The following is a 13,806-nucleotide window of genomic DNA, read 5'->3' on the forward strand; positions in this document are numbered from 1 at the left end:
CGCCATAGTACGAGATGTCCGGCGCGGGGCCTCAGGTGGTGGCCGCTGCTCCCACCACAGTGGACCCCACAGGCGTTTTCGTGCCGTTTCGTCGCTCCGGTAGACTCCGCCGACTGTGACGCCTGCCGAGTCCCGCGCCCTGTCCGCGCCGCACCCGGAGGCGGCTGCCGGCCTCGACGACCTCGACGAGACAGTGAGCTACCGCACTCCGACCACCAGAACGGCCGGCCGCGTCGCCACGTCCGCCGCGCCGGCCGAGGCCTCAGTAGGCGTCGTCGACGCCCCGGCCGCACCGACGACAACGCCTGTCGACACCCCACCGGAGGCCGAACCCGACCTGCCGGCCGACGCCGACGCCGAGGTGCCGGGTGGAAGCAGGTGGCGTGGGTGGACGCGGCGACGGCAGCACCTCGCCGTGGGCGGCCTGTTCCTGCTCGCCGCGCTCTGGGTGACCAGCCGGATCTGGCTGGACCCGGCCGGCCGGGTGGCCTCGCTCTACACCGGCGACCCGGCCCAGGTGCAGTTCTTCCTGGCCCACTCGGTCCGTGTGGTGCTGCACGGCGAGTACCCGTTCTACACCGAACAGTTCAACTACCCCGACGGTGTCAACCTGATGGCCAACACGGCGGTGCTGGCGCTGGGCATCCCGATGGTGCCGGTGACGCTGCTCTTCGGGCCGGCGGTGTCCTTCGTGGTGCTGGTGACGCTCGGTCTGGCCGGCACCGCCCTGGCGTGGTACCTCATGCTCTCCCGCCACCTGGTCCGCAACCCGCTCGCGGCGGCGGTCGGCGGCTGGTTCTGCGGGTTCTCCCCGGCGATGCTGTCGCACGCCAGCTGGCACCCGAACATCATCAGCCAGTTCCTGCTGCCGTTCATCGTCTGGCGGGTGCTGGTGCTGACCCGGTCGGCCCGGCCGGTGCGCGACGGCGCGCTGCTCGCCCTGCTGGTCACCGCCCAGGCGTTCATCAACGAGGAGATCCTGCTCTTCACGGCCCTGGCCTGCGGCGTGTTCCTGATCGCCGTGCTCGTCCAGGAACCGGCCCGCTGGTCGGCGGCGTGGCGGCCGTTGGGCGCCGGCCTGGCCGTGTGCGCGCTGCTGGCCGGGGCGCTGCTGGCGTACCCGCTGTACGTGCAGTTCGCCGGACCGATGGCGTACCACGGGCTCAGCGACGCGGTGCAGGACTACGGCAACGACATCGCCGCCTTCTTCGCGCCCGGTTCGCCCACCTTCGGCGGCAACCAGCGGGCCAACATCAACCTGGCGCCGAACTACTCCGAGGAGAACGCCTTCTTCGGCTGGAGCCTGTCCCTGCTCGCCATCGGCATCGTCGTCTGGCTGCGCCGGGAACTGGTCGTCCGGGCGCTCGCGGCCACCGGCGTGTTCTTCGCCGTGCTCTCCCTCGGCGAGCGGATCTCCTGGTGGGACCGGGAGCTGATCACCGGCCCGTGGCAGTTGCTGGTCCACCTGCCGCTGCTGGACGCGGTCGTGCCGACCCGGTTCGGCCTGATCACCAGCGTGGTGATCGGCCTGCTGCTCGCGCTCGCCGTCGAGCGGGCGTGGGCGCTGCGTCCGGCCGACCGACGCACCGTACGCACGCTCACCGCCGCCGGCCTGGCGTTCGCGCTGCTGCCGATCGCGCCGATGCCGCTGCGGATGGTGTCCCGACCGCCGGTGCCGGACTTCATCACCGCCGACCGGTGGCGGGAGTACGTGGGCCCGGACCAGACGCTGGTGCCCATTCCGGTGCCGAGCATGGGCAACACGCACGGCATGCGCTGGGCGGCGGCCACCAACCTCGACTTCAAGATCCCGGGCGGCTACTTCCTCGCCCCGCGCAACGGCAACACCGGTGACCCGGGGCGGTTCGGCGGCCGGCCCAGCGGCGTGGGCCAACTGCTGGAGGAGGTGGCCACCACCGGCCGCACCCCGAAGCTCGACGACCGGCAGCGCCGCCGTTTCACCGACGAGCTGCGCCACTGGCGGGCCGCCATCCTGGTGCTGCCGGTCCGCCAGCAGAACGCCGAGCCGCTGCGCCGCGCCGTCGAGGACCTGGTCGGCCCCGGCCGCCAGGAGCTGGACGTCTGGGTGTGGGACGTCCGGACGCTTACCGACCGCTCGGTCTGATGGCCACCGGGACGGCGTCCGCCGCGACGGTTGCCCCGGCGCCGACGCGGTGGTCCCGGCCGAGCTGGCTCCCGGACGCGGTGGTGGTGACCGGCTATCTGGGCCTGGCCCTCCTGCTGACCAGCGGGCAGTGGGGGCACCCGTGGCGGCTGTTCCACCAGGCCGGCGACCAGGTCCTCTTCGAGTGGATGCTGGCCCACGCGGCGCACGCCGTCGTCGAGGGGGAGAACCCGCTCTACAGCACGGCGTTGAACGCGCCGGACGGGGTCAACCTGATGGCGAACACGTCGGTGCTCGGCCTGGGTGTGCCACTGACCCCGGTCACGCTGCTGTTCGGGTCGCAGGTGGCGTTCTGCGTGGCGGTCGTCTGCTGCCTCGCCGGCACCGCGACGGCCTGGTACGCGCTGCTGCGCCGCAGGCTGGTCAGCGCCCGGTCGGCGGCGGCGGTCGGTGGGCTGATCTGTGGGTTCGCCCCCGGCATGATCGCCCAGGCGGGCGCGCACCTGCACATCGCCGCGCAGTTCCTGGTGCCCCCGATCCTCGCCCTGATGTTCCGGCCCGCCGACCGCTCCACGTGGCGGTCCGGCGTCGGCCTCGGGCTGCTGGTCGTCTGGCAGGCCTTCATCGGCGAGGAGGTGCTGGTCTTCCTGGCGCTCGCCGCCGGGGTGCTCGCGCTGGGGTGGGCGCTCGCCGACCGCTCGGCCGCCCGCCGGCACGCGCCGGCCCTGTTCGGGCGGCTCGCGGTGGCGGCCGTGGTGGCGACGGCGCTGCTGGCGTACCCGCTGTGGTTCCAGTTCCGCGGCCCGCAGCACTACGCGGGGATGGCCTTCGCCGCGCACGCCTTCCAACTGGACGCGGCGTCGTTCACCGCGTCGGCCCGGCAGACCGTGCTCGGCGACGACTGGCTGCCGGGCCTGCTCTCGCCGAACCCGACCGAGGAGAACTCGTTCTTCGGCCCGGGACTGCTCGTGCTCGCCGTGGTGATCGTGATCTGGCTGTGGCGACGGCCGCTGGTCCGCGCGCTGGCCGCCTGTGGCCTGGTGTTCGCCCTGCTCTCGCTCGGCACCGAGCTGCGGGTGGACGGCGCCGCCACCGGCATTCCCGCGCCGTACCGGCTGGTCGCCGGGCTGCCGCTGCTCGACCTCGCGGTGCCGGCCCGGTTCGCGCTGGTCTGCGTACCGGTGCTGGGAGTGCTGGTGGCGCTCTCGGTGGACCGGGTCCGGGCGGCACGCCGGCTGTCGGCCGCGCCGGGACTGCCGGTGCGGCTGCTCTGGGCCGGGGCGGTGGCCGCCGCGCTGCTGCCCCTGGTCCCGACACCGATCCGGGTGGTGCCGGTCCCGCCGGTGCCGGGGTTCGTCGCCGACGGCGGGTGGCGTCCGCTGGTCCCGCCCGGCCGGACGGTGGTCGCCGTACCCCCGGTCACCGGCGCGGCGCGGAGCCCGGTGATGCTCTGGTCCGCCCGCACCGGGCTCGCCTTCCCAGCGCCGGGCGGCTACTTCATCGGGCCGGCCGGCCCCGACGACCCGACGGCCCGCTGGGGCGCGCCGGACCGGCCCACCTCGGTGCTGCTGCGCGCGGTGGCCGAGACCGGAGTGGTGCCGGTGCTCACCGACGCCGACCGCCGGCGGGCCGTCGAGGATCTGCGGCACTGGCGGGCCGCGCTTGTGGTGCTCGGCCCGTCGACGCACGGCGACCCGCTGCGCCGCACCGTCGACTACCTGCTCGGCCCGGGCCGCCCGGTCGACGGCGGATGGGTGTGGGACGTGCGGGGCAGCGTCTAACCCACAAGCGCGCGGACGTCCCAGACCCAGACGTCGTCGACCCGCTGCGGCGGCCCGATCAGGGCGGTGACCAGCTCACGCAGCACCGCCTCGCGCGGGTGTGCACCGAGCACCACTACCGACGCCCGCCAGAAGCGCAGGTCCTGCACGGCCTGGCGACGGTTCTCGTCGGTGAGCGCCGGGACCTTGTCCGTGTCCATGGTGGAGTAGATCAGGCTGCTGGTGGGCCGGTTCGGCGCCCCGAAGACGCCCTCGCCCAGCTCGTTGGGGCCGATGAAGTATCCGCCCGGGACGGGGAACTCCTGCCCGGTCAGGGCGCTCCAGCGCAGCGTGGGCAGGCCGTGGACGTTGCTCGGGATCGGCACCGGCACCAGGGTCCGGCCCGCCGGCACGTACGGCCGCCAGCCGCCGGCGGTGATGAAGTGCGGCGGCGGCTCCACCTGCTGGGCGGGCAGCGGCCGGGGGAAGAGCGGCAGCACGGCGAGGGCGACCGCCGTGTACCCCACCGGGCGGAGCCACCGCCGACGCGACGCGACAGCCGGTTCGCCCGTGCGCTGGGCCGGCACCCGCGGCGCCTCGGCCGGACGCCCCTGCCGGGACGCGGCGTCCCAGGTCAGCGCGAGCAGTACGCCCACCGCGGCGGCGACGACCAACGTCAACCGGGTCGGCATCATCATCTCGACCAGAGGCAGGTCGTCCGGCACGTACGACCACGGGCCGCGCACCTCGGTCTCGACGCCGTTGAAGCGCACCACCGGCCCGATCGCGGCCACGGTGAAGACCACCATCAGGACCGCGACGATCCGGGCCGCCAGCGACCGGCGGACCAGCAGCACCAGGGCCACCACCGACAGGAGCACCAGCGGCCAACCGAACCAGGTGTTCTGCTCGGTCACCCCGATCGTCTTCTCCACGGCCGGGTCACCGGCCCAGGTGTCCCGGGCGAAGGTGACGAACGCGACCAGGTCCTCGCCCCAGTTGTGGAAGACGCCGCCCTGCAGGCCCCGGTAGGACTGCGGGCCGTTGAACTGGAACCAGATCGGGTACGCGGCGAGCAGCAGCGCCAGCCCGCCGGCCACACCCAGCCCGGCCACGAACGTGCCGGCGACGGCCCGCGTGGCGGCGGGCCGCTGCACGGCGTACGCCAGCACGACGACCAGGCAGGCCAGCGCCGTGAGCAGCAGCATCTCCTCGTTGATGAAGATCTGGTACGCGACAAGCGCCCCGAGGACCAGCCCGTTGCGCCGCCATCGGCCCGGCTCGCCGAGGCGCAGCACCCGCACCACGATCAGGGGCAGCAGGAAGTTGGACACGAAGTTGGGCTGGCCGTTGGCGTGGTGGATGATGCCCGGCGCGAAGCCGAGGAACGCGCCGCCGACGAACGCCGCCGCCCGGGAGCGCACCAGGTGGCGGGAGAGCATCCAGTACGCGGTGCCAGCGGTGGCGGCGAGGGCCCCGCCCAGGTAGAGCGCGTACATCACCTGGGGGCCGAGCAGCATGGTCAGCGGCGCCAGCGGCAGGGTCACCCCGAGCAGCGAGGTGTTGGCCATCATGTTCACCCCGTCCGGGGCGTTCTGCCGGGCCGTGAACAGCGGGTTCTCCAGGTGCCGCACGGAGTACGCGCCGTGCGCGAACAGCCACTCGAACCAGCTGTGGTCGGTGGGCAGGTGCGAGGACACCCGACCTGTCACGTCACCCCAGTAGTTGAGGCAGACGAACACGCCCAGCACCACATAGGCTCCGAGAGCCACGAGATCGGCGCGGGCGGGTCGGCGTCGAGGCCGCCGTGTCGTCTCGACGTCGACCGGGTCGGCGTCGGTTACGGGATTCAGCGAGGGGTCTACCACCGGCACAGCCACGACGCGCCATCGTACAGGCGAGGATGCGTCGGATTTGCCGGGCCGGTGTGCCCACGGTCGGGTTTGCCGGGAAGCGCCGCCGGCCAGCCACGACGGGTGACGGGGGGACGGTCGGTGTCGATCATCGAACTGGGCGAGGTCCGGGACGGGGACGTCCCGCCGCGGCCGGCCCGCCGACCACGCGCGGCCGGTCGTCCGCTGCGCTGCGCGGCGGTGCTGCTGCTGGCACTTGTCGTGCTGGCCTCCGCGGCGCCGGCGACGGGGCGGACGGTGAGCCCGGTGCCGGCCGCGCGGGCCGCGGCGGCGTACCTCACCGGGGACGGTGTCTTCGTCGTCGACCCGCCGACACCCACCGGGGACCGGTACCTGACCGCGTACGCCCAGCCGACACCAGGTGGTGGCGTACCGCGGCGGTGGCGGGCGCCCCTGCCCCGCGCCGGCGACTACCTCGGCGTGCGGGTCGAGCAGGGGCTGGTGCTGTCCATGGGGGTCAGCGCCGGTAACGGTGTGTTCGAGACCACCGCCTTCGACCCGGAGACGGGGCGGCAGCGCTGGCGGCTCGCGGGGATGCCCCAGGCGACGGCCGACGGCGGTCTGCTGCTGGTGGACGACATGGCGGACCGGGACGGCGCGATGAGCCGGGTCGACCCGGACAGCGGCCGGCTGCTCTGGTCGGTGCCCATTCCGGCCGCCCGGCAACCCCACCTACCACCTCAGCGGCGACCGGGTCGACCGGTTCGTGCTCGTGCAGCCGACCGGCGAGGTGCAGGTGCACGACGCCGGCACCGGTGACCTGCTGCGCAGCATCGACACGCTGCCCGGTGACCGGTCGGCGTACCAGCGTGTGCAGGTCGTGGACGATCTGCTGCTGCTCGTACCGCCCGGCGGGACCCGGCTGGTCGGCCACCGTCTGCCCGGGCTCGATCCGCTGTGGACGGCCGATGTGCCGCTGGTGTCGTACGTGGTGGGTTGCGCGGGCCTGCTCTGCGCGTTGCAGCAGACCGGCGGCCTCCAGGTCCTCGATCCGGCCACCGGCGCGGTGCGCTGGTCGGACCCGGGCCGGGACACCCTGGCCGACGTCCGGGACGGCCGGCTCCTGGTGGCGGGGCCGGATCAGCGGTACGCGGCACGCGACGCGACGACCGGAGGGGCGCGGGCCGAGCTGGGCCGGTGGAACCTGGTGCCGTCGCTCCGACGTGACGACCCGTTGCTGGGGGTGCGTCCGCTGGACGACGGGCGGCTGGTCGTCGCCGAACTGGACCTGGCGGCCGGCCGGTCCCGGATCGTCGACGTGCTCCCGGACGTCGTCGGCAACTGCCAGGCGTCCCTGCCGACCCTGCTGTGTCAGCGCCTCGACGGCTCGACCGCGCTGTGGCGGCTGCGGTCGTGACCGGCCCGCTCATCGACCTCGGCGAGCTGCGGCACAGCTCGGATCCCGACCCGCTGCCCCGCCCACCCCGGGCCGTCGGCCGGCCGCTGCGGTGCGTACTGGTGCTGCTGCTCCTGCTGGCCACCCTCGCCTCCGCCGGGGTGCCGCCCCGGCGGGACGTGGTGAGCATCCCGGCCGGGCTGGCGGCCGAGACGTTGCTCGCCGGTGACCTGTTCGTCGTCCTCGACCCGAGCCCCGCCCAGCCCAGCCAGCGGACGCTGCGCGCCTTCCGGCTGCCCGGCGGCGGGCTGCTCTGGCAGACCCGGGTACCGGTGCAGGGGCGGGCCTGGGGCGTCTCGTCGGTGGGCGGGATGCTGCTGGCCACCGTCCACGAGAGCAACATGCCCGGGCAGGGCACCCTGTCCGTGGCGTTCGACCGGGAGACCGGGGCGTACCGGTGGCAGCAGCCGGGCAGCCCGGTCGAGCTGGCCGACGGCAACGTGCTGATGCAGTCCGGCGGCGGGGACGAGCCGTTCGGTCTGCGCGCGCTCGATCCCTGCTGCGGCACCGTGCGCTGGCAGCTGACCGCTGACGCGCACGTCAGCTTCCGGTACGGCGGACGCGGGGCGGACCGGGTGGTGCTCAACCAGGTGGACGGTCCGGTCGAGGTACGCGACGCCGGCACCGGCGCGGTGCTGGCCCGCGCCGACGTCCGCCCACCCGGCAGCGGCTGGCCCGGGGTCACGCAGGTGGTGGACGACCTGCTGCTGACCATCGGAGGGACTCCGGCCACCATCACCGCGTACGGGCTCGACCGGCTGGACCGGCGGTGGAGCGTCCCGGCCGAGCGGGCGGAGTTCGCCCTGGGCTGCGGTCCGGTCCTGTGTCTGCACGTCGGTGGCGTCGGTCTGCGGGCGGTCGACCCCACCACCGGCCAACCGCGCTGGCACAGCGACCGCTGGACGTGGGTCTTCCCGTACGACGGCCGGTTGATGGCCAGCACGGCGAACAGCTCCGGCACCCGACTGGAGCAGCTCGTCGTGCTCGACCCGATGACCGGCCGGGAGGTGGCCGGGCTGGGCCGGTGGGAGCTGGCCCAGTCCGGCTTCGGTGACCCCCTGATCGGCGTGCGCCGGCACCCGGCCGGTGGGCTCTACGTCACGCGGTTGGATGCCCGCGCCGGGGAGGCCCGCCCGCTGGACGTGCTGCCCGAGGCCGCCGGCAACTGCCAGTCGAGCGTCAGTTGGCTGCTCTGCCAGCGGGTGAACGGCTCCTACCAGCTGTTCCGGTGGTCCGACTGATCACCAGTTGGCCTGGGCGGGAGGCGGGGGCAGCGGTACCGACGCGGGCCGCAGCACGTACGCCACGCCGCCGCTGCCGCGCTGCCAGACCGCCTCGAACCCCCGCCGGGGCACGGTCCGGCGTACCGCGTCGTCGTCGAGGGCGTACGGGTCGTTGAGCACCGGGTCGCCGTCGGCGGTGAATCCGACGAGCACCATGAGGTGCCCCCTGGTGTCGTAGGCCAGCCCCGGCACCTCGTCGGCCCGGAAGGCCGCGGAGACGATCAGCGGGATGCCGGCGGCGACGAACGCCTCCGCCTCGGCCAGCGACCGCAGCCGGGTGACGAACGCGTCCACCCCGTGCAGCCCGGCGTACGCGGTGTTGAACGGCCAGTTGCCGGCACCGGCGTAGGCGTGGTCGTAGCAGTGCCGGGCGGCGTGCACCACCACCGGCCGTGGGCCGGGCGGCCGCACCCAGGCGTACCGCTCGGGCGGCGGCTCGGCGCCCCAGTAGGCGAGCACCATCGAGACGCAGGTGGGGCTGCACCACGAGTCGCCGCCGCCACCCCACCGCCGGTGCTGGTCCGCGTACAGCCGCTGCGAGTAGCGGGGCACGTCCAGCACCATCCCTCGGGCGGCCGCCGGGGCGGACTCCTGGTCGTACCCCCGGTCGGTGGGTGTGGGTCCGGTGGCGACCGCGCCGATGCTGCGCAGCACCGGGCCGGTCGGGCTGCCGGCCGGCCGGCACAGGGTCACGCGCGCCTGCCAGCCGGTGACCGTCGCGCCGGTCACGACAAGCGTGTCGGTGTCCACCCGGGCGTCGCCGTCGCGCTGGTCGGGCAGCGAGGTGCGCCGTACCGCCCGGTCGTCTGCCGCCCAGCGGGCCAGCCGGTACCAGTCGGTGCTCGGCGCGTCGCCGTGCCAGCCGCGCAGCTCGACCTCGATCCAGCAGCCGTCCGGTGTCTCGGCGGTCCACGACGGCACCACCTCGGCGACGGCGAAGCCGACAGGCACCGGCGGGGACGTCCACCTGCCCCGCTCGTCCACGGCGCCGGCCCCGGAGTCCGCCGGAAGGTGGAAGCCCCGGTAGGCGATGTCCCGCCGGGTGGGTGGTGCCGTGCTGCTCATGCCAGGTCCGTCCGTCGTTCGGTGCGGGCAGCATCGCGTACGCCGCGCTGGTCCGCAACGCCCGACCGGCGCGGACGGCGAGGGACGATGGTTGCTGCCCGGCACTAGGTTGTCGGTGGTCAGCAGCGAGGAGGCCGGGGATGCGGGTACTGGTGGTGGAGGACGAGCGCAACCTCGCCGACGCGATCGCGCGCGGGTTGCGCAAGCGGGGGATGGCCGTCGACGTGGCGTACGACGGCGACGCCGGCCACGAGGCGGCGTTCGTCACCCGGTACGACGTGGTGGTGCTGGACCGCGACCTGCCGGGTGTGCACGGCGACCAGATCTGTGCCGACCTGGCCGCCTCCGGCGCGCTGACCCGGGTGCTGATGCTCACCGCGAGCGGCACGGTCGCCGACCGGGTGGAGGGGTTGCAGCTCGGCGCGGACGACTACCTGCCCAAGCCGTTCGCGTTCGACGAGCTGGTCGCCCGGGTCCAGGCGCTGGGCCGGCGGGCCACCCCGGCGGCGCCGCCGGTGCTCGAACTGGCCGACCTGGTGCTCGACCCGGCCCGCCGGGTGGCCACCCGCGCCGGTGTGCCCGTCGACCTCACCAACAAGGAGTTCGGGGTGCTCAGCGAACTGCTCAAGGCGCGCGGGGCGGTGGTCTCCAGCGAGGAGCTGTTGGAACGCGTGTGGGACGCCAACACCGACCCGTTCACCACAATCGTCCGGGTCACCGTGATGACACTGCGCAAGAAGCTCGGCGACCCGCCGCTGATCGAGACGGTGGTCGGCGCGGGCTACCGCACGGCCGAGGTGAGCGCGTGAGCCGCCGGCTGCGGCCCACCCTGCGGCTGCGGCTGACCCTGCTCAACGGGGTGCTGCTGATCGGCGCGGGGGCGATCCTCGTACTGCTGGCCTGGCTGCTGGTCCGCGACGCGCTGCGACCCACCGACGAGCTGCTTCCCGGCACGACCGTGGTGCTCTCCGACGGCCGGTCGCTGGACGCGGCCCAGTGGCAGCGGCAACTGGTCGACTCCGCCTCCGGGGAGCTGCTGGCCAAGGGCCTCGTCGCGCTCCTGGCGATCAGCGTGGTCGGGGTGGCCGGGGCGTACGCGGTGGCCGGTCGGGCGCTGCGCCCGCTGCACCAGGTCACCGCCACCGCGCAACGGCTCGGCGAGGCGACGCTGGACCAGCGGATCGGCTACTCGGGCGCCGACGACGAGGTGGCCGAGCTGGCCAAGACGTTCGACGCCATGCTGGACCGGATCGCGTCCGCGTTCGAGGCGCAGAAACGGTTCGTGGCGAACGCCTCGCACGAGCTACGGACTCCGCTCGCCGTCATGCGGACCGAGATCGACGTGACGCTCAGCGACGACGACGCGGACGCCGCCGAGTACCGCCGGATGGCCACCGTGGTCCGCGACGCGTCCGAGCGGGCCAACGGCCTGGTGGACGCCCTGCTGGTGCTGGCGCGCAGCGAGGCGCAGGCCGGGCGGCAGTTGGGCAGGCGTACCGAGTGCGACCTGGCCGCCGGCACCGCCAACGCGTTGTCGGCGATGCGCCGCGAGGTGGAGCGGATCGGCCTGCGGGTGCAGACGTCGCTGGAGTCCGCGCCGGTGGTCGGCGACCCGGGGCTGCTCGACCGGCTGGCCGGGAACCTCATCGAGAACGCGGTCCGCTACAACCACCTGCACGGCCGGCTCTGGGTGCGGACCGGCACCGACGGCGAGCGCTCCTGGCTGGTGGTCGGCAACACCGGCTTCGAGGTGGACCAGGCCGACGTGCCGGGGCTGTTCGAGCCGTTCCGACGCGGCGGCCGGGAACGCACCGGCGCCCGCGGCTCCGGCCTGGGGCTCTCCATCGTCCGGGCGGTCTGCACGGCGCACGGCGGCACGGTACGGGTGATCGCGCAGCCCGGCGGCGGCCTGGAGGTGACCGTGACCCTGCCGTCGGCGGACGCCCCGGCGGTGACCGCCGCCGGCTGAGGGGGTTGCACGGGACGCTGGGCCGATGGCAAGATCACGCCGTCAGCTCACGATCGAAGGGGGGTGCGTCGATGTCCACCACCGTTGGCTCCGCGCCCCGGGTCCTCGTCGGCTGACGTCCCGGCGGCGGAGCGTCCCCATCCAGCACCACGGAGGGCACACCCGTGTATCCACGGATCCGCAACATCAGTTTCGACTGTCACGACACGTACGCCCTGGCGGGCTTCTGGTCCGCGGTGCTCGGCCTCGGAGCCAGCCTGGTCGCCGACCGGCGGAACGCCGACGGCACGGGTTGGGCGGTGCTCGCCGACCCGCAGGGCAACGAGTTCTGCGTGCTGCGCAGCGCCGGGGAACGTGTCACCACCACTGTGGAGGACCAAGCATGAGTTCGACGATCCACAACATCAGCATCGACTGTTCCGACACGTACGCCCTGGCCGGCTTCTGGTCGCAGGTCTTCGACTGCCCCCGGCAGCCCGACGACTTCCCCGGCGACCCGGAGGCGATGCTCCTGCCGCCGGGTGGCCCGGAGGTGCTGTTCATCGCCGTTCCCGAGGGCAAGACGGTGAAGAACCGGCTGCACCTGGACCTGCAACCCGCCGACCGGACCAGGGCCGAGGAGGTCGAGCGGCTGCTCGGCATCGGCGCGACGCTCGTCGCCGATCACGTCAGCCCGACCGGCGGGGGTTGGGTGGTCCTCGCCGACCCGGAGGGCAACGAGTTCTGTGTGCTGCGCAGCGCGGCCGAGCGGGCGGCGACCGACTGACGCCCAGCCTCCGCCACCCCGTCGTTTCATGATCGACGGGGTGGCGGGGTGCGCGCCCGGTGCTGTTAGATGAGCGGCCACAACAGGTCGAAGGGTGTGTGGCAGATGGACACGACGGCGACGGAGCCGGTGCAGAGGCGTATCTCACCGCGACCGGGGAGCGGCTGCGGGCCGACGGGTGCGACGTGACGATCGAGGACTGGGGTGGCACGCCGGTGCTGATCGGTCACCGGGGCGACTTCAAGATGCGCTGGATGGCCACCAAGCTGCACCTGTTCACCATCGCCGCGCCGGCGACGCGGGTCACTGCCGCTTCCCTGGAAACGTTCAGCACCTCGGCCATGGACTACGTGCTGGCCCGCAAGGGTCAGCTGCGCGGCCTGCAGAACGGGGTGGCGGTGTTCCCGGCCCTGGTGGGCACCGAGATCGAGCCGGCCGCCGCGGCGTGGGCGCAGGAGAAGCAGCGGTTGCGGTTCGCGGCGCTGGCCCGGCCGGTGGCGGTGGACGCCCGCACCGGCGCGGCCGCCGCCTTCCGGGGCAACCCGAGCCTCGGCTTCATCTACGCGGCCCACCTGCGCAACAAGCTGAACGCGTACTTCCCGGTGGCCTGACGACCGCCGTACGGCACGGGGCCCCGGCCACCCGAGGGTGGCCGGGGCCCCGGTCGTCACGGATCAGGAGCGCTGTTCGATCTGGCCCCGGATCGTGGTGAACTCGGCCTTCACCTGATCGGCGGTCTTGAAGTACACGACCACCAGGCCGACGCTGCCCCGGTCGGCCCAGACGCAGACGCCCAGCGGCACGCCCTCGGCCTTGCCGTCGCCGCAGCGCGCGTCACCACCGAGCGGACCAGGCTCGACCGGCGCCATGTTGGTCACGGCCAGCTCGCTGGAGAGCCCGGTCACCGCCTCGTCCAGCTCCTTCTTCGGGTCGGCCATCACGCCGGACACCGCGGTGATCATGATGAGGTCCTGCTTGGCCGGGTCGCCGTAGAACGCGCCGACGGTGCTGGTCTCGTTCTGCACCTCGGACTTCATGTCGGTGACCATCTGGTCGGCGACCGTCTGCAACTGCGGGTCGGTGTTCTTCGCCCGGCCGGCGAGGGTGGCCGGCGCGACCACCCGGGTCTTGGTGGCGTCGACGACGTCGCCCACCTCGTCCTTGACCGCGAACCAGGTGATGGCCGCGCCGCCGAGGCAGAGCACCAGCACCACGGCCAGCACGATCAGGATGATCTTGCCGGCCTTCGACTTCTTCGCCGGCGGCGGGCCGACGGGGGCGCTCGGGTCGCCGTACGGCTGACCCGGCTGGGGAGCCGGGAAGCCCTGCTGCTGCGGCACCCCCGGCTGGGATGAGGGGTAAGAGGAATCGTGCGGCGGGCCGTAGGGGGTGGCCGGCGGCTGGGACATTCAGTCAGCTCCAAGTTCGGATGGCAAAGCGGGTGATCTTAACCCGACCGGCCCCCGTGTCGCCCCTTGGGGAACCGCAAGACGAACGCGGTGGCCGGTCCGTCCACGAGGGACGGTCCG

At 73.8% G+C, this 13,806-nt stretch carries 12 protein-coding genes and 1 pseudogene; 10 read left to right on the forward strand and 3 right to left on the reverse strand.

Features of this window, described 5'->3' with window-relative positions; translation table 11 throughout:
- The first annotated feature begins 337 nt into the window (after positions 1–337).
- Both FHG89_RS21475 and FHG89_RS21480 read left to right on the forward strand, forming a co-directional pair.
- On the forward strand, positions 338–2,125 hold the full coding sequence (locus FHG89_RS21475) for a DUF6311 domain-containing protein (protein WP_244295694.1): 1,788 nt from the start codon (positions 338–340) through the stop codon (positions 2,123–2,125).
- A complete protein-coding gene (locus FHG89_RS21480) occupies positions 2,125–3,906 on the forward strand; it encodes a DUF6311 domain-containing protein (RefSeq protein WP_244295683.1) in 1,782 nt (593 codons plus the stop codon). Before FHG89_RS21475 ends, FHG89_RS21480 begins: the two co-directional genes overlap by 1 nt.
- Here FHG89_RS21480 and FHG89_RS21485 read toward each other — a convergent pair.
- Complete coding sequence (locus tag FHG89_RS21485) at positions 3,903–5,753, reverse strand: DUF6311 domain-containing protein (RefSeq protein ID WP_208761045.1); 1,851 nt, start codon at positions 5,751–5,753, stop codon at positions 3,903–3,905. The two genes, FHG89_RS21480 and FHG89_RS21485, sit on opposite strands and share 4 nt — an antisense overlap.
- 126 nt (positions 5,754–5,879) lie before the next feature.
- Between FHG89_RS21485 and FHG89_RS21490 the strand changes: the two genes are divergently transcribed.
- The 3 genes from FHG89_RS21490 to FHG89_RS21500 are packed head-to-tail and all read left to right on the forward strand — an operon-like array spanning position 5,880 to position 8,435.
- Positions 5,880–6,557 carry an outer membrane protein assembly factor BamB family protein gene (locus FHG89_RS21490; protein ID WP_139586205.1) on the forward strand — a complete coding sequence of 226 codons (678 nt, stop codon included), beginning with the start codon at positions 5,880–5,882 and terminating at the stop codon, positions 6,555–6,557.
- Positions 6,505–7,155, forward strand: a complete 651-nt coding sequence (locus tag FHG89_RS21495; RefSeq protein ID WP_139586206.1) for a PQQ-binding-like beta-propeller repeat protein — start codon at positions 6,505–6,507, stop codon at positions 7,153–7,155. Before FHG89_RS21490 ends, FHG89_RS21495 begins: the two co-directional genes overlap by 53 nt.
- Positions 7,152–8,435, forward strand: coding sequence for an outer membrane protein assembly factor BamB family protein (locus FHG89_RS21500; RefSeq protein WP_167517483.1), 1,284 nt, complete (start codon positions 7,152–7,154; stop codon positions 8,433–8,435). Before FHG89_RS21495 ends, FHG89_RS21500 begins: the two co-directional genes overlap by 4 nt.
- Here FHG89_RS21500 and FHG89_RS21505 read toward each other — a convergent pair whose 3' ends face one another.
- The gene (locus FHG89_RS21505) at positions 8,436–9,542 is read right to left on the reverse strand and encodes a peptidase C39 family protein (RefSeq protein WP_139586208.1); all 1,107 of its coding nucleotides are present in this window, start codon (positions 9,540–9,542) and stop codon (positions 8,436–8,438) included.
- Positions 9,543–9,682: 140 nt separating this feature from the next.
- On the opposite strand from FHG89_RS21505, the gene FHG89_RS21510 reads away from it, so the two are divergent.
- The 5 genes and pseudogenes from FHG89_RS21510 to FHG89_RS21525 all read left to right on the forward strand — a co-directional run bounded on the left by FHG89_RS21510 (position 9,683) and on the right by FHG89_RS21525 (position 12,888).
- A complete protein-coding gene (locus FHG89_RS21510) occupies positions 9,683–10,351 on the forward strand; it encodes a response regulator transcription factor (RefSeq protein ID WP_139586209.1) in 669 nt (222 codons plus the stop codon).
- Positions 10,348–11,511: a sensor histidine kinase gene (locus tag FHG89_RS21515; RefSeq protein ID WP_139586210.1), complete on the forward strand. Its 1,164-nt coding sequence runs from the start codon at positions 10,348–10,350 to the stop codon at positions 11,509–11,511. Before FHG89_RS21510 ends, FHG89_RS21515 begins: the two co-directional genes overlap by 4 nt.
- 236 nt (positions 11,512–11,747) lie before the next feature.
- Positions 11,748–11,897 (forward strand): annotated as a pseudogene (locus FHG89_RS33065) (VOC family protein); the annotation flags it as partial.
- Positions 11,894–12,277: a VOC family protein gene (locus FHG89_RS33070; RefSeq protein ID WP_167517485.1), complete on the forward strand. Its 384-nt coding sequence runs from the start codon at positions 11,894–11,896 to the stop codon at positions 12,275–12,277. The pseudogene FHG89_RS33065 and the gene FHG89_RS33070, both read left to right, overlap by 4 nt.
- A 98-nt stretch (positions 12,278–12,375) precedes the next feature.
- Complete coding sequence (locus FHG89_RS21525) at positions 12,376–12,888, forward strand: levansucrase (RefSeq protein ID WP_139586211.1); 513 nt, start codon at positions 12,376–12,378, stop codon at positions 12,886–12,888.
- Between the two features lie 63 nt (positions 12,889–12,951).
- Here the strand turns inward: FHG89_RS21525 and FHG89_RS21530 are convergent, their stop codons facing one another.
- The gene (locus FHG89_RS21530) at positions 12,952–13,617 is read right to left on the reverse strand and encodes a hypothetical protein (RefSeq protein ID WP_244295685.1); all 666 of its coding nucleotides are present in this window, start codon (positions 13,615–13,617) and stop codon (positions 12,952–12,954) included.
- Between the last annotated feature and the right edge of the window lie 189 nt (positions 13,618–13,806).

The sequence above is a fragment of the Micromonospora orduensis genome, assembly GCF_006228125.1.
Lineage (GTDB): Bacteria > Actinomycetota > Actinomycetes > Mycobacteriales > Micromonosporaceae > Micromonospora > Micromonospora orduensis.